Origin of the sequence: Streptomyces sp. NPDC001902, assembly GCF_042891295.1 — a bacterium.
In the GTDB taxonomy this organism is placed as follows: Bacteria; Actinomycetota; Actinomycetes; order Streptomycetales; family Streptomycetaceae; genus Actinacidiphila.
On sequence record NZ_JBIATA010000014.1, the window covers coordinates 99,565 to 114,638 of the forward strand.

Annotated in this window: 16 protein-coding genes; 9 read left to right on the top strand and 7 right to left on the bottom strand. The window is 74.6% G+C overall.

Translation table 11 applies throughout. The features are described from left to right. Positions 1-388: 388 nt before the first annotated feature. Positions 389-2,002: an ADP-ribosylglycohydrolase family protein gene (locus ACFYYN_RS23070; RefSeq protein ID WP_500547336.1), complete on the top strand. Its 1,614-nt coding sequence runs from the start codon at positions 389-391 to the stop codon at positions 2,000-2,002. A 217-nt stretch (positions 2,003-2,219) separates the two neighbouring features. After that, a complete protein-coding gene (locus tag ACFYYN_RS23075) occupies positions 2,220-3,086 on the top strand; it encodes a Sco1979 family transcriptional regulator (RefSeq protein WP_500323193.1) in 867 nt (288 codons plus the stop codon). 25 nt (positions 3,087-3,111) lie between these two features. On the opposite strand, the gene ACFYYN_RS23080 is transcribed toward ACFYYN_RS23075, so the two are convergent. Then, on the bottom strand, positions 3,112-3,984 hold the full coding sequence (locus ACFYYN_RS23080; protein ID WP_500547338.1) for an SRPBCC family protein: 873 nt from the start codon (positions 3,982-3,984) through the stop codon (positions 3,112-3,114). Continuing rightward, positions 3,981-4,304, bottom strand: coding sequence for an ArsR/SmtB family transcription factor (locus tag ACFYYN_RS23085; RefSeq protein ID WP_500323189.1), 324 nt, complete (start codon positions 4,302-4,304; stop codon positions 3,981-3,983). The genes ACFYYN_RS23080 and ACFYYN_RS23085 overlap by 4 nt, the downstream gene beginning before the upstream one ends. A 118-nt stretch (positions 4,305-4,422) precedes the next feature. Here ACFYYN_RS23085 and ACFYYN_RS23090 point away from each other — a divergent pair, with 118 nt between their 5' ends. Both ACFYYN_RS23090 and ACFYYN_RS23095 read left to right on the top strand, forming a co-directional pair. Continuing rightward, positions 4,423-4,836: a PaaI family thioesterase gene (locus ACFYYN_RS23090; protein ID WP_500547339.1), complete on the top strand. Its 414-nt coding sequence runs from the start codon at positions 4,423-4,425 to the stop codon at positions 4,834-4,836. Between the two features lie 202 nt (positions 4,837-5,038). Continuing rightward, positions 5,039-6,394, top strand: a complete 1,356-nt coding sequence (locus tag ACFYYN_RS23095) for a phosphodiester glycosidase family protein (protein ID WP_500547340.1) — start codon at positions 5,039-5,041, stop codon at positions 6,392-6,394. 22 nt (positions 6,395-6,416) lie between these two features. Here ACFYYN_RS23095 and pspAB read toward each other — a convergent pair whose 3' ends face one another. The 3 genes from pspAB to ACFYYN_RS23110 form a co-directional block, all read right to left on the bottom strand. After that, the gene (gene pspAB / locus ACFYYN_RS23100; RefSeq protein ID WP_500547341.1) at positions 6,417-7,001 is read right to left on the bottom strand and encodes a PspA-associated protein PspAB; all 585 of its coding nucleotides are present in this window, start codon (positions 6,999-7,001) and stop codon (positions 6,417-6,419) included. Beyond that, positions 7,001-7,903, bottom strand: coding sequence for a zinc metalloprotease HtpX (gene htpX / locus ACFYYN_RS23105; protein ID WP_499515403.1), 903 nt, complete (start codon positions 7,901-7,903; stop codon positions 7,001-7,003). Before htpX ends, pspAB begins: the two co-directional genes overlap by 1 nt. 110 nt (positions 7,904-8,013) lie before the next feature. Continuing rightward, complete coding sequence (locus tag ACFYYN_RS23110; protein WP_500547342.1) at positions 8,014-8,976, bottom strand: quinone oxidoreductase family protein; 963 nt, start codon at positions 8,974-8,976, stop codon at positions 8,014-8,016. Between the two features lie 159 nt (positions 8,977-9,135). On the opposite strand from ACFYYN_RS23110, the gene ACFYYN_RS23115 reads away from it, so the two are divergent. From ACFYYN_RS23115 to ACFYYN_RS23130, 4 genes are all read left to right on the top strand, one after another. Then, on the top strand, positions 9,136-9,411 hold the full coding sequence (locus tag ACFYYN_RS23115) for an isoamylase early set domain-containing protein (protein WP_500360407.1): 276 nt from the start codon (positions 9,136-9,138) through the stop codon (positions 9,409-9,411). A gap of 100 nt (positions 9,412-9,511) precedes the next feature. Then, positions 9,512-10,528: a lysylphosphatidylglycerol synthase transmembrane domain-containing protein gene (locus ACFYYN_RS23120; RefSeq protein ID WP_500547343.1), complete on the top strand. Its 1,017-nt coding sequence runs from the start codon at positions 9,512-9,514 to the stop codon at positions 10,526-10,528. 22 nt (positions 10,529-10,550) lie between these two features. Continuing rightward, positions 10,551-11,642, top strand: coding sequence for a hypothetical protein (locus tag ACFYYN_RS23125; protein ID WP_500547344.1), 1,092 nt, complete (start codon positions 10,551-10,553; stop codon positions 11,640-11,642). 49 nt (positions 11,643-11,691) lie between these two features. Beyond that, positions 11,692-12,159 (top strand): GNAT family N-acetyltransferase, encoded by a 468-nt coding sequence (locus ACFYYN_RS23130; RefSeq protein WP_500547345.1) that lies wholly within the window; start codon positions 11,692-11,694, stop codon positions 12,157-12,159. Between the two features lie 16 nt (positions 12,160-12,175). On the opposite strand, the gene ACFYYN_RS23135 is transcribed toward ACFYYN_RS23130, so the two are convergent. Further along, positions 12,176-13,321, bottom strand: a complete 1,146-nt coding sequence (locus ACFYYN_RS23135; RefSeq protein WP_500547346.1) for a citrate synthase — start codon at positions 13,319-13,321, stop codon at positions 12,176-12,178. Positions 13,322-13,436: 115 nt separating this feature from the next. Here ACFYYN_RS23135 and ACFYYN_RS23140 point away from each other — a divergent pair, with 115 nt between their 5' ends. Beyond that, complete coding sequence (locus ACFYYN_RS23140) at positions 13,437-14,666, top strand: citrate/2-methylcitrate synthase (RefSeq protein WP_500547347.1); 1,230 nt, start codon at positions 13,437-13,439, stop codon at positions 14,664-14,666. A 19-nt stretch (positions 14,667-14,685) separates the two neighbouring features. Here ACFYYN_RS23140 and ACFYYN_RS23145 read toward each other — a convergent pair whose 3' ends face one another. After that, positions 14,686-15,006: a hypothetical protein gene (locus tag ACFYYN_RS23145; RefSeq protein WP_500547348.1), complete on the bottom strand. Its 321-nt coding sequence runs from the start codon at positions 15,004-15,006 to the stop codon at positions 14,686-14,688. Positions 15,007-15,074: the final 68 nt, after the last annotated feature.

The following is a 15,074-nucleotide window of genomic DNA, read 5'->3' on the forward strand; positions in this document are numbered from 1 at the left end:
GCCCCCAACTCGGCCCGGACCGCTCTTCCGTGACCCTCCCCGCAGCGGACCACGCTTCGGGCCCGGGACACCGCGCTGACCAGCGACGGTCGAGGGTCATCGCTCTCGTCCGGCTCGGCCGACCTACCTGATGGGCCGTCAGGTGCAGCCCGCCCCACCGCCGCCACATCTGCGGGACCACGCCGGCCACTTCCCGGCATCCATAGCGTCCCATTGACGATAAGTGGCGCCTCGTGCCAGGCTGACGCGGCATCACGCCGGAGATCCGTCCTGAACCGGCAGCCCCCGGGATGCCCCGGGACCGCCGCGTTCGACCAGGACAGCGCTCGCCCTGCACTCGCCGTTCGGCCCGTCCCGCACGTGCCGCCGGACCACCTGGAGGACGCCCGTGGCCCACACCCCCACACCCCATCCCCACCTGGACGCGCGGGCCGCAGACCGGGCCGCCGGGGTGTTGCTCGGCGCGGCCGTGGGCGACGCGCTGGGTGTGCCCTACGAGTTCAAGGCGACGCTGAGTGAGGATCAGCAGCCGCGGATGATCGGCGGCGGCTTGGGGCCGTACGAGCCGGGCGAGTACTCCGACGACACCCAGATGCAGGTCTGCATCGCCCAGGTGGCGGCGACCGGAGCGGATCTGCGCAGCCCCGAGGCCCTGGACGCGATCGCCGCCAACTTCCAGGGCTGGCTGAGCGACGGCGCCAGCGACGTCGGCAACCAGACCAGCCTCGTCCTGAGCACCGCTGCCCGCGCCCCCGGGCCGGCGGGCACGGCGATGCGGGAGGCCGCCCGCGAGTACACCGCAGGCAACGCGCGCAGCGCCGGGAACGGCTCGTTGATGCGGACCGGGATCGTCGCCCTCGCACACCTCGGTGACCCCGCCGCGATGACCGAGGCCGCCATCGCCGTCGGCGCGCTCACCCACCCCGACCCCGACTGCGCCGACGCCTGCGTGCTGTGGTGCTCCGGCATTCGCACCGCGGTGCTGTACGGCACCTTCGACGGCGTACGCGAAGGCCTGGACCTGCTCCCGCCCGAGCGCCGGGAGACATGGGCGAAGCGGCTGGACGAGGCCGAGGCCCACCCGCCGCACCACTTCGGCAACAACGGCTGGGTCGTCCACGCGCTCCAGGCCGCCTGGTCGGCCATCACCCGCACCGCGGTGCCCGAACTGAACCCCGCCGAAGGTGACTTCCCCGCCCGGCACCTGCGCCTCGCCCTGGAGGCGGCGGTGCGCGCCGGAACGGACACCGACACCGTCGCGGCGATCGCGGGCGCCCTGCTCGGCGCGCGCTGGGGCTGCTCCGGCATCCCGCTGGAGTGGCAGCAGGCCGTCAACGGCTGGCCGGGGCTCACGGGCGCCGACCTGGTCCGGCTGGCCGTGCTCACCGCTCGGGGCGGGAACGACGACGACGCCGGCTGGCCCTCGGCGCCGTGTTTGCCGGCCGGTGGCCACCCCGGCTTCGCCGTCCCCCACCCGCACGACGACGGGGTGGTCCTGGGCAACCTGGCCCTGGCCCAGGGCACCGAGCCGGTCGACGTCGACGCCGTGGTCTCGCTCTGCCGCGTCGGTTCGGACCCGCTCCTGCCGGGCACACCCGACGTCGAGCAGGTCCGCGTCTGGCTGGTCGACAGCGAGGGAGCGAACGCCAACCTCCACCACGTCGTGGACCAGGCCGCCCGCCAGGTGCTGCGGCTGCGCCAGGAGGGCAAGCGGGTCCTGCTCCACTGCCACGCCGGGCAGAGCCGCACCCCGGCCGTCGCCGCCGTCTACAGCCACCTGGCCAAGGGCACCGATGCGGAGAGCGCGCTGCGGGACCTGCGCCGGGCGCTGACCGGTGGCTGGCACCTCCACGCGCACCCCGAACTCCAGTCCGCGGTCCACGATCTGACCGCCCCGGCGGCGGCCGCCGGAGCCCGGATCGGCGAGGGCAGGCGGGAGGCGTCCGATCTCGAACCCGACGCCGGGCAGCGGTCCCGGTGGGATCGCCACCCCCGCTGGTGAGCCACGCCCCGTGCCGAAACCCCCGTCCCCGGTCCCGCGTGACACCGGGGCCGGGGACGGGGCCGGGGCGGTGGCCGGCTGGACATGGACCCGCCTGCCTCCGGGCCGTCGCGGTACGGTGCGTTCTGCACATTGCAAAGCGTCCCCAACATGCTTTGCCAGGCCCTGACGTCATGACAAACTACGCGGGGATCAGCGGTGTTGGAGGGGATGGACCGTGACTGAAGCGCGGGCGGCAAGCGCTCCCACCGTGCTGCGGGTGGTGCTCGGCAGACGCCTCCAGGACCTCCGCGAGAGGGCCGGCCTCTCCTACGAGCAGGCGGCCCGCGCCCTGGACGTCACCCACGCCACGGTCCGCCGCATCGAGAAGGCCGAGGTGGGCCTGCGCATCCCGTACGTGGAGAAGCTGCTCCTCACCTACGGCGTCACCGAGCCCGCCGAGATCGCCAACTTCCTGGAACTGGCCCGCGAGGCCAACCGTCCCGGCTGGTGGCACCGCTTCCGTGACGTGCTCCCCGAGTGGTTCAGCGCCTTCGTCAGCCTGGAGGGCGCCGCCGAGCTGATCCGCGCCTACGAACCGCACTACGTCCCGGGGCTGCTGCAGACCCCGCAGTACGCGGAGGCCGTGCTGCGCGCGGGGCGGCCGCACGCCTCGCGGGAGGAGGTCGAGCGCGGCGTCGCGCTGCGCATGCAACGGCAGGCGCTGCTCACCCGCGACGACCCGCCGCTGCTGTGGGTCGTGATGGACGAGACGGTGCTGCGCCGCCCCATCGGCGGCCCCGAGGTGATGCGCCTGCAGATCGACCGCCTGATCGAGGCGTGCGGGATGCCCCAGGTGCGACTGCAGGTGCTGCCCTTCGCGTCGGGGCCGCACCCGGCGATGTACGGCCCGTTCCACATCTTCCGCTTCCCGCTGCCGGAACTGCCGGACATCGCGTACGCGGAGAGCCTGATCGGCGCCGTCTACCTCGACGAACGCGAGGACGTCTCACGGTTCCGCGAGGCCCTGGACCGGATGAGCGCCCAGGCCCTGCCCGCGGGCCCCACCCGGGAGTTCCTGGAGGAGGCACGGGGCCGGCTGTGAGGCCGGGCGCCGTGCCGTCCACCGGTCAGCGGGGCATCGCCGCCAGCTTCGCCGCGAGGCTCTCGACGCGGTCCCGCCAGACGTCCAGCGCCAGGGCGGGGGGCACCTCGGGGACGCCGGTCTGGGTGAGGACCAGTCGCGCGCCGTGCCCGGTGCCGCGGGTCAGCTCCCAGCGCACGGTGCCCTCGTGGCGGCCGTGGAGGTCCCAGGGGTAGGCGAGCGCCTCCTTCGGGCGCAGTTCGCTCACCGGTCCGGGGGCGAAGTCGCCCACAACGAAGCCACGCGGCACGGGTCCGCCCACCTCGGGCGCGGACACCCCGCCGAGCAGGGTCTTCCACACCGTGGCCGCGGGCTGGGTCAGCTGCCGCTCGAAGCGGACCTTCCAGCCGACCGGCAGCTCCTCCACGGTGCCGTGGTCGAGACCGAACTCCTTGACGTAGCGCTCGTGGGCCGCTTTCATGTCGCCCGGCCCGGGCACCGGCTCGCCCTCCAGCTCGGGGTCGATGCCGGCGATGCAGGCGTCCCAGCCTGCGGCGAAGCTGGCGGCGCCGGGGCGGTCGCCGAAGGTGTGGGTCAGGGTCAGCACCGAGCCCAGGGACTCCGGCACCAGCTCCCAGCGCAGCAGGTCCTCGCCCCAGGTGTAGGCGATGACGTGCGGCGGGTCCCACTCGGTGACCTGGCCGTCCATGGCCTCGCCCTCGCCGTGCCGGAAGGGGAAGCGCACCTTGCCGCCCACTCGCGGCTCCATCTCCACGTCGGAGGGGAACCACTTCGACAGGTGCCCCGGCTCGGTCAGGGCCCGCCACACCTTCTCCCGCGGGTGCGCGAGCCGCCGCTCCATCCGCAGCGCGGTCCGGCCGTCCGCGGTGGTCAGCGTCTCGCCGGTGTCCGTGGTCATGGCTCCTCCATCTCGTCGGGCATGGCGTCCAGATGCCGCTCCAGCGCGTCCAGGCCGGTGCCCCACAGCCTGCGGTAGGGCGCGAGCCAGGCGTCGACCTCCCGCAGGGGCTCGGGGCTCAGCTCGTACCAGCGGCGCTGCGCCTCGGCACGCACCCGGACCAGGCCCGCCTCACGGAGCACGCGCAGGTGCTTGGACGTACCGGGCTGGGTGAGGCCGAGGTGCTCGGTGAGCTCGCCGACGAGGCGGGGGCGCTCCAGGAGCAGATCGAGGATCCGCCGCCGCGTCGGCTCGGCCAGCACGTCGAAGGGTATGGACACGTTCCCCAATATACTCCTCAGGCTATATACCCACAACGGCATGCGCGCGCGGCGGGCACGCGCCCGGGCCTCGTCGCGCCCTGGTGCGCGCCCCCGACGGTGGGTCAGAATGTCCGCCGTGACGATCACCACCGCCGAGGCGGACAAGGTCCTGGCCGACAACTTCGCGCCCTGGGTGCAGGACCTCGGGCTCTCCGTCGAGGAGACCGGGGAGCGGCACGCCGTGCTGCGGCTGCCCTGGTCGGACCGGCTGGCCCGGGAGGGCGGCGCGCTGTCGGGCCAGGCGCTGATGGCCGCCGCCGACACGGCGACCGTGATCGCGGTGTCCGCGGCCCGCGGGGGCTACGGGCCGATGACGACCATCCAGCAGTCCACGACCTTCCAGCGGGCGGTCATGGGCACCGACGTCCTGGTCACGGCGCGCGTCACCAAGCTCGGGCGGCGGCTGGCGTTCATCGACGTCGAGCTCACCCCCGAAGGCGCCGTCGAACCCGCGGCGCAGGCGACCACGGTCTACGCCTTCCCCGGCTGAGGCGGCCGAGGCAGCTGGAGCGGCTGGGGCGGCTGGGGGCGGCTGGGGGCGCCCCGGTAGACCCCCGCAGACCCCCACCCGCCCGCTTTTCACCGTATCGAGTCGAATTCCCCCTCACGCGCGGCGTGGTGGTGCGACAACCCAGTCGGCCCGGGCAACCATTGACCATTCGTCAGATAATCGGTTTTCGGGCTGGAGCGACGTGACTCGACGACCCCGCCGGGTGCGCCTGGCGATCTCCGCGACGCTGGCGTGGAGCGCCGTGCTCGGCGGCGCCGGCGGGGCCGCCGCCGCGGTCGCCGGGGACGGGCTGCGCTACGGCGCGACCACCCGGCTCGCCTCGGGCGTGGACTACCGGACGTTCACCTACCGGGGAGCCCACGGCACGGCCCGCGGGCACCTGCTGACGGTGGACCTGCGCACGCCGGGCGTCACGGTGGACCTGCTGCACCCCGGTGTCGTCGCCGGACGCGGCACGGTCTCGGGGCTCGCCGACGCCGCGGGCGCGGTGGGCGGCATCAACGCCGACTTCTTCAACATGAGCGAGGCCCAGCACCCCGGGGTGCCCGCGACCGGTGCCGCGGTCGGCCCGGCGGTCGCCGCGGGACGGGCCCTGAAGTCGGCGGTGCCGCCGGCCCAGCGCTTCGGCCCCAAGCTGCCGCCCGGCGCGACCACCGAGGACGTCCTCGCGGTCGGCACCGACCGGATCGCCCGGCTCGACCGGCTCCGGCTGGCCGGCTCGGTCAGCTTCGAGGAGGGCACGGTGCCGCTCGCCGGCCTGAACCAGTACGCGCTCCCGGTCGGCGGCGTCGGCCTGTACACCTCGGACTGGGGCAGCGCCTCCCGGCTCCGCGCCGGCTGCGGCGACGACACCAGGCGCGCGGCGCCCTGCAGCAACGACACCTACGAGGTCATGGTCAGCCAGGGCGAGGTGGTGGGCGTCGGCGAGGGCCCCGGAGAGGGCGAGATCCCGCCCGGCGCGGTGGTCCTCGTCGGCCGAGAGGCGGGGGCGGAGGCGCTGCGCCTGCTGGAGCCCGGCGACGCGGTCGACGTGCAGCAGCGACTGGTGGCCTCCGCGTACGACGGCGGGTACAGCTTCGCCGTCGGGGGCTACCCGATCCTGCGCTACGGCTACCCCGTGGACGGCCTGGAGAACGGCGTCACGGCGACCCGCACCGCCGCGGGCTTCGGCGACGACGGGCACGTGATGTACCTCCTGGCGCTGGACGGGAAGGCCGAGTCGGGCGCCGGCCTCACGGTCCGTGAACTCGCCTCCCTGATGTCCGGCATCGGCGCCCAGGCCGCCGTCAACCTCGACGGCGGCGGCTCCTCCACCCTCGTCACCCGCGCCCCCGGCGCGTCCCGCGTCAAGGTCCGCAACCACCCGGCGGGCGGCACGGAACGCCTCGTCGCCAACGGCATCGGCGTCTTCACCACCGGCGGCCCACAGCGCCGCGGCCGGACCCTGGACCCGGCCGGACTCGGCATCGAGGAGTTCCCGCATGTGCAGGGCCCCCCGCCGGTCGAGGCCGTGGTGGACGTGCACCCCTGGGGGTGAGGACCGCTGGACCGCCTGCCCTTCAGCCCCCCAGGCCCGGCGCGCCCCAGAGGGGGAACCAGCGGCCCAGGTCCTCCTCGAGGCGGAGGTCGTTCCCGAGCAGGGCCTTGACCTGGAGCTCCAGGGGGTTGTCGCGCTTCTCCCCCGGAAGCGGGGCGAACGGGTAGAACGAGCCTCGTTTGTAGAGGTAGACCAGCGCCAGCGACCGCCCGGCGTCATCGCGGAAGGCGGCCAGGGAGCAGAGCAGCTGGGGGCCGAAGCCGTGCCCCTCCAGGGCCGAGTTGACCGCGTGGAGGTCGCCGACCAGGGCCGGCAGGTCCTCGGCCGGACGCCGGACGACCAGCCATGTGTACCCGTACGCGTCGCGGACGGACTCCACCGGCACGGCGCCCTGGCCGGTGTCCATGTCGAGGAGCGCCCGCACGTCCTGCTGGACCTCGGCGAACGCGCCGCCCTCCACGGCGGCGAAGCACACCGAGCCCACGCCGGTGGGCCGGAAGCCGGCTGCGGCCTCCAGGGTCACGGCCGCCGAGGGGAGCCCGAACAGCTGGTCCAGGTCGGGTCTGACGGGCTTGCTGCGGCCGAGCAGCGCGTCCAGGAACCCCATCAGCGCCGTCCCAGCTCGACGGAGATCCGGCCGAGCTGCGCCAGCCGCTGCTCCAGCGTGGGATGCGTGGACAGCAGCTGGGCCAGGCTCTGGCCGCCGGCGAGGGCCGGGACGAAGTAGAAGGCGTTGAAGGGCTCGGCCTTGCGCAGGTCCTCGGTGGGGATGCGGGCCATCTGCCCGGAGACCTTGGTCAGCGCCGAGGCCAGGACGGAGGGCCGCCCGGTGAGCAGCGCGGCGGAGCGGTCGGCGGACAGCTCGCGGTAGCGGGACAGCATCCGGGTCAGCAGGAAGCTGACGCAGTACACGAGCGCGCTGACCAGCGGGATCAGGATGACCACGATCGCGGTGCCCGGGTCGCGGCTGTTGCGGCCGAGGCCGCCCCACAGTCCGATGCGGGTGACCACCCCGGCGAGGACGCCCAGGAAGGAGGCGATCGTCATGACCGCCACGTCCCGGTGGGCGACGTGGGAGAGTTCGTGGGCGATGACGCCCTCCAGCTCCTCGGGCTCCAGCCGGCGCAGCAGGCCGGTGGTGGCGCACACCAGGGCCGCCTTCTCGTTGCGTCCGGTGGCGAACGCGTTGGGGACGTCGCTGTCGGCGATCGCGACGCGGGGTTTGGGCATGTCGGCCAGGGCGCAGATCCGGTCGACGACGCCGTGCAGTTCGGGGGCCTGCTCGGGCGTGACCTCGCGGGCGCCCATGCTGAAGGCGGCGATCCGGTCGCTGAACCAGAACTGGGCGATGAACAGCCCGCCCGCGACGATCAGGATCAGTGGCCAGGCACCGCGCAGCAGGGCCAGCAGGACGCCCACGAACACGACGTACAGCAGCCCGATCATGAACATGGTGACCACCATGCGGGTGGTCAGCCCCCGGTCGGGGGCGAAGCGGGTCCTGTCCATGGCCCCTCCCGTTCCTCCGGGCCGCCGGCCGCGGCTTCGTGCTCCGCTGTCGATTGTGCCTCCGCCGGCACGTGAACGGCGGGGGCGCAGGCGCGGCCGGCCCGGAGTGATCAGCCTGCCGGGTCGAGCGTGAGCTTGCCGTAAGTACGGCGGGCCCGCAGGTCCTCGTGGGCGCGGGTGACCTCGGAGAGCGGGTACCTGCCGCCCTCCTGCGGCTTCAGCCGTCCGCCGGCCGTCATGGCCAGCAGGTCGGCCATCGGCTCGCGGTACATGCCGGGGCGCCCCAGGCAGTGCATCAGCCAGAAGCCGACGACGGCCCGGGAGCGGCCCATGAGCTGCGCGGCCTGCACCGGGGTCGGGGGGACGCGGGAGGCGAGTCCGTACGTCACCAGGCGGCCGAAGGGGGCGAGCGCGGCCAGCGAGGCGTCGAAGACCGGGCCGCCGGTCATCTCCAGCACGATGTCGACCTTCTTGCCGCCGTTGGCCTCGACGAGCCGCTCCTTCAGCCCCGCGGCGTCCGTGGCGTCCGCCTCGATCGCGACGTCCGCGCCGAGCTCCAGCGCGAGGTCGCGCTTGTCCTTGGAGGAGGCGGTGGCGATGACCCGTCCCGCACCGAACTCCTTGGCGAGCTGCACGGCGAGCGAGCCGGTGCCGCCCGCGGCGGCGTGCACGACCACCGACTCGCCCTCGGCCATGCGGGCCGAGGTGCGCAGCAGGTGCCAGGCGGTGAGGCCCTGGACGACCAGGGCGAGGGCCTGGCCGTCGGTGACGCCCTCGGGCACGTCGTGGGCGAGGTACTCCTCGACGACGGCCTTCTCGGCGTAGCCGCCGTTGTCGGTCAGGGCGACCACGCGGCGGCCGCCGGCGGTGCGGCCGACCACCTCGGCGCCGGGCACGAGGGGCAGGGTGGCCTTGGAGAGGTAGGAGTTCTCCACCAAGTGCGTGTCGGCGTAGTTGACCCCCGCCGAGGAGACCTCGACCAGCAGTTGCCCCGGCCCCGGCACGGGATCGGGCAGCTCGACCTGCCGCAGCACCTCCGGCCCGCCGAATTCGGTGATCTGGATCGCGCGCACCGCGACTCCCTCCGCGTACGTACCAACGTCGTCCGGGTCACGATAGCCCGTAACACCGACCAGTCGGTATGTGACTTTCCCCGGAGCACCGGAAGAATGTGGGGCACCCGAGCACCGCACGTGTCCTCCGTCCCTCGTCCGCCCCCGCAGGGAGAGCCCATGCTCAGGCGCAGCAAGCTGTTCGGCCGCAAGACGCGGATCACCTTCGCCCTCCCCGTCGACCACCCGCCCGGCACCGTGAGCGTGGTCGGCGACTTCAACGGCTGGGAGCCCGGCCGGCACACCCTCGTCCCCCGCCGCGACGGCACCCGCACGGTGTCGGTGATCCTCCCGGCGGGCGTGCACCGCTTCCGCTACCTCGCCACCGATGCGATCTGGTTCGACGACGAGTCGGCCGACCGCGTGGACGACCAGGGCAGCCTCCTGGAGCTGTAGGCCGTCCCGCGCGCCGGGGCGCCGTCCGGCCCCGCCCCGTACCACGGGGCGGCCGGACGCGCCGCCGGATGAGCGGTACGGGTCACCGCACCGTATGGTCGTGCGTAGGTACGGCCGGGGCTGCGCCGGGGAGCACCTCACGGCAGCGGGCGACCGCGGCGACCGGAAGGGCACGAACGGCATGTGGCGGCGCCTCCCAGTACGTCAGATCGTCGGTGTGGCACCGCTGTTGCTGGTGGCCCTGATCGTCCTGCGGCAGTGGCCGATGGTGGACGCCGGTACCGACCGGCTGGGTTCCGCCGACGCCGAGTGGCTGCTGGCGGCCGGGGCCGCGACGCTGCTCGCCTGGGTGTGCTCGGCGGCCGCCCAGCAGGGCGCCGTGCTGGAGCAACTGCCCACGGGACGCCTGCTGGCCACCCAGTTCGCCGCGTCCGCGGCCAACCACATCCTCCCGGCGGGGGTCGGCGGCAACGCCGTCAACCTGCGCTTCCTGCTGCGCTGCGGCCTCTCCCCCAGTCGTTCCGCGGCCGCGCTGACCGTGCGGGCGCTGGCGGCCTGCGTGGTGCGCATCGGGCTGCTGGCGGTCCTGTTCGCGGCCTTCCCGCACGCCCTCGACCTGCGCAAGGTCGTGCCCGGGCGGCCCGGTCCGACCGTCGCCCTCGTGGCCGGCGCGGCGCTCTGCCTGGTCCTGGTGGTCCTGCTGTCGGTGCGCCACGTCCGCCGCACCGTCCGCTCGTTCCTCGGCACGGTCGCCACCGACGTCCGCGCGGTGCATGGCCGTTCCGCGCGGGTGGCGGCGCTGTGGGCGGGTTCCCTGGCCTTCCCGGTGATGCACGCCGCGGTGCTGGTCGCGGTCGTACGGTCGCTGCACGCGCCGGTGCCGGCCGCGCACGTCGCGGTGGCGTACCTGGCGGGCAGCGCGGCGGCGGCCCTGCTGCCGACCCCGGGCGGAATCGGCTCGCTGGACGTGGCCCTGGTGCTGGCGCTGGTCACCGCGGGGGCCACCGGCGTGGCGGCGACCTCCGCGGTGCTGGCGTACCGCATCGTCACCGTATGGTTGCCCCTGCTCCCCGGTGTGCTGGTGCTGGCCGCGCTGGTCCGCCGGCGGGTGCTGTGAACCGTCCGGGGAGGGAAGTCCAGTGCGCGTCCTGATCGGTCTCGTCGGGGCGCTGGTCGTCGCCGGGACCTTCTCTTCGGTGCTGCGCACGCTGGTGATCCCGCGGCCGACCCGGTCCAGCTTCACGCGCCTGGTGCACGCGGCGGTCCACCTGCCCTTCCAGTTCGTCGCGGACCGCTGCCGGACGCCCGAGGCCAAGGACCGTGTCCTCGTCCCGGTGGCCGCGGTGTCCATCCTCGCCAACCTGATCGGCTGGCTGGTCGCGTTCTGGGCGGGGTACGCCATGCTGCAGGCGGCGGTCAGCGACCTCGCCCCGATCGACGCGCTGCGGGAGGCGGGGTCGTCACTGTTCACGCTGGGCTTCGCCAGCAGCCACCACGTCGACCTCACGGTGATCGACTTCATCGCCGCCGCGACCGGCCCGATCACCATCGGCCTCCAGATCGGCTACCTGCCGACCCTGTACGCCGCCTACTCGCGCCGCGAGGCGGAGGTGACCCTGCTGCAGGCCCGGGCGGGCAACCCGCCGTGGGGGCCGGAGATCCTCGCCCGCTACGCCCAGATCGGGCTCACCGACAGCCTCACCGAGCTGTTCCGCAACTGGGAGCGGTGGGCGGCGGAAGTGAGCGAGAGCCACACCAGTTACACGGTGCTCAGCCGGTTCCGCTCGCCGCAGCCCGACCGCAGCTGGCTGATCGCGCTGCTCGCCGTCATGGACGCCGCCGCCATGCAACTCGCCCTCAACCCCGGGCGCCCGCAGGCCGAGGCCCGGCTCGCCCTGCGGGCCGGCTTCGTCTGCCTGCGCGACATCGCCGCGATCTGGCGGATCCCGTACGACGCCGACCCCTCGCCCAACGCGACCATCAGGCTGCCGTACGAGGAGTTCGCCGCGGCGGTCGCCCACGCCGCGGCCAACGGCTACCCGCTGGAGCGCACCCCCGAGGAGGCGTGGCCGCACTTCCGCGGCTGGCGGGTCAACTACGAGGAACTGGCCTACCGTTTCGCCTACCTCTTCGACGCGGTCCCCGCCCCCTGGTCCGGCCCCCGCCGCACCATGGAGGAGACCGTCACCCCGGTCACGCCGGTCGACCGCAAGCCGGCCGCCCGGGAGTAGCGGCGGCCCGGCCGCCGGCGGGCGCGGCAGGGGCGTTACGGTGACCACCGTGCCCATCAGCCCCGGCCCGACGGCCGTCACCCGCCCCGCGCGGCCCGCGGACCTGCCGCACCTCCTGCGGTGGGAACGCGACTACATGCGTGCCGTGGAACCCGCCGCCGAGGCGGCCTGGACCGAGGCGATCGACCTCAACCTCGGCCTGTGGGTGGAGTGCCTGGACCGCACCCTCGTGCTGGAGGCCGGCGGCGGGCCGGGCGGCTCGATGATGTGGATGCCGGCGGACGACGGCAAGGCCCTGCTGGTCGGCCTGCACGTGGTGCCCGCCCTGCGGCGCCGCGGCTTCGGCCGCCTCCTCCTCGACGCGTTCGCCGCGCAGGCCCGCGCGGCCGGCCACGGGACGCTGACGCTCGGCGTCCACCGCGTCAACCCGGCCCTCCACCTCTACGAGGGCGCGGGCTACCACCGCACGGGCGAGGACGGCGACTACCTCCTGCTGGAACGCCCCTCGGCGCCCTGACCGGCCCCCGGACCCCTCACGTCGCCGGCACCGACTGGGGCGGCACCGGGCCGACGTAGCGGGCGGCCGGACGGATGATCTTGCTGTCCTCGGCCTGCTCCAGGACGTTGGCGCACCAGCCCACGACACGGGCGCAGGCGAAGGTGGGGGTGAACATCTCGCGCGGCAGGCCGCACAGCTCCATGACGACGCCGGCGTAGAACTCGACGTTGGTGTGGAGTTCACGGCCGGGCTTGAGCTCGGCGAGGATCGCCTCGACCCGCGCCTCGACCTGGACGGCGAGGTCGACGAGCGGGCCGCCGAAGGACCGGGCGATCTCCTTGAGCATCCGGGAACGGGGGTCCTCGGTGCGGTACACGGGGTGGCCGAACCCCATGATGCGGTCGCCCGCCAGGACGCGTTCACGGATCCACGGGTCGATGCGGTCCGGGGTGCCGATGGCGTCCAGGGTGTCCAGGGCCCGGCTCGGGGCGCCGCCGTGCAGCGGGCCGGACAGCGCGCCGACGGCGCCGGTGAGGCAGGCGGCGAGGTCGGCGCCGGTCGAGGCGATGACGCGGGCGGTGAAGGTGGACGCGTTGAAGCCGTGGTCCACGGTGGAGATCAGGTACCGCTCGACGGCCCGGGCGCGGGCCGGGTCGGGCTCCTCGCCGGTGAGCATGTACAGGTAGTTGGCCGCGAACGGCAGGTCGTCGCGCGGTTCCACCGGCTCCAGGCCCTGACCGAGCCGGTACAGGGCGGTCAGCAGCGTGGGCACGACGGCGGTCACGGTGAGCGCGTCGGACAGCCGACGCTCCGGGTCGATGTCGTACAGCGGGCGGAACCCCTCGGCCGCCCCCAGCAGGGACAGCGCCGAGCGCAGCCCGGCGAGCGGGCCGCTGAGCGCTCCGGAACGGGCGACGGCCGGCAGCGCGTCGCGGACGGCGGCGGGCAGTCGGCGCAGCGGGGCGACGCGCCGGGCGAAGGCGGCGCGCCCGGCGGCGTCGGGCAGCGTGCCGAGCAGCATCAGGTGCCAGACGTCCTCGAAGGTGCGGCTCTGCGCCAGGTCGACGGCCGAGTACTGGCGGTAGTGGTAGAAGCCCTCGGCGCCGCGGACGTCGCCGAGCGCGGTCTCGGTGACGACGACTCCCTTCAGGCCGCGGGGTACGTCGGGGGTGACGGGCATGACGGTCACGGTGGTCCTCCGGTGCTGCTTCGACGGCTCGGCATTGACTCGACCATCCATCATTGATTCAATCCCCGTCAATATTGATTGAATCAATGTATGGTGGGATGGAGTCATGACGACGGAGGAACGGCTGAGCACCCGCGAGGCGGCCGGGCGGCTCGGGGTCAAGCCGGAGACGGTGTACGCCTACGTCAGCCGCGGCCTGCTGAGCAGCCGGCGCGCCCCCGGCGGGCGCGGCAGCACCTTCGACCCCGAGGAGGTCGACGCCCTCGTGCGCCGCAACCGGCGCGCGGCGCAGCCGCCCCCCGAGGACGACGGCACGGGCCCCGTGCGCACCGCGATCACCCTCATCGACGGGGACCGCTACTACTTCCGCGGGGTCGACGCGACGGCCCTGGCCGAGCGGTACGGCTACGAGGAGGTGGCGGAATGGCTGTGGACCGGCGTCCTGCGTTCCGGGGTGCGTTTCACCGCGCCGCCGCAGGCGCTGCAGGCCGCCCGGCGGGCGGTCGGGGTGCTGCCCGGGCACAGCGGCCCGATGGACCGCCTGCGGGCGACCGCCGTCGCGGCGGCCGTGGCGGACCCGCTCCGGTTCGACCTCTCCCCCGAAGCCGTGCTCGGCGCCGCCCGCGGCCTCATCCCCACGCTGGTCCGGGCTCTGCCCTCGGCCGGGACCCCGCACCGGGGAGAGGGCCGGCTGGCCTGGCGGCTGTGGTCCCGGCTGTCCGATCACCCAGCCGACGACGCGTCACTGCGTGCGCTGGACGCGGCGCTCGTCCTGCTCATCGACCACGACCTGGCCGCCTCGACGCTCGCCGTGCGCGTGGCCGCCTCCGCCCGAGCGCATCCGTACGCCGTGGTCTCGGCCGGCCTCGGGGCCCTCGACGGCCCGCTGCACGGGGCCGCGAGCGGCCTCGCCCACCGCATGCTCGCCGAGGTCCTCGACCGCGGCAGCGCGGCGGCCGTCGTCGCCGACCACCTGCGCGCGGGCCGCCGTGTGCCGGGGCTCGGCCACCGCCTCTACCGGGCCGAGGACCCGCGCGCGGTCATGCTCCTGCGGCTGCTCGAGGACGTCCCGTACGCGGAGCGTGCGCTGACCGCCGCCCGCGAGGTGGCCGCCACGACGGCCCGTCACACCCCGGTCCACCCCAACGTCGACCTCGCCCTGGCAGTGCTCTCCGTCTCCGCCGGCATGGTCCCCGAAGCCGGCGAGACGGTCTTCGCGGTCGCCCGGACGGCGGGCTGGATCGCCCACGCCCTGGAGGAGTACGAGGAACCCCCACTGCGCATGCGCCCGAGCGGGCACTACGTGGGCCCGCGCCCTCCGCAGCCGCTGCCCTGAGGCCCGCCGCGGGGGTCCGTCAGCCGAGTTGCGTGGGCATCGGCACCTCGAGGGCGTCGGTGGGGAAACCGGTGGCCGGCGTCCAGTCCGGCGTCGGCGGCGTGCGCGGCACCGGCGATCCGTAGCCCTCGGGGTTCTGCTCGATCGTCGTTCCGGACCCGTGCCCCGGCCGGCCGTCCCGCCCTGGGTGGGGCGCGGCGGCGCGGCCGTCCGCCCGGGCCGGGGCGCTGAGCGCGCAGGGGACGCGGACCGCGTGGGGGAGGCGGATGCCGAGGGCGAGCACGAGGGGGACGCCGACGGGGACGGTGAGTGCGAGGGCGACACCGAGGCCGGGGCCCACGGCTCGGGCGGTGCGGAGGACGTGGCGCCCTCCCCCGGGCATCCGGCCACCGCCGGCGCCGTGAACAG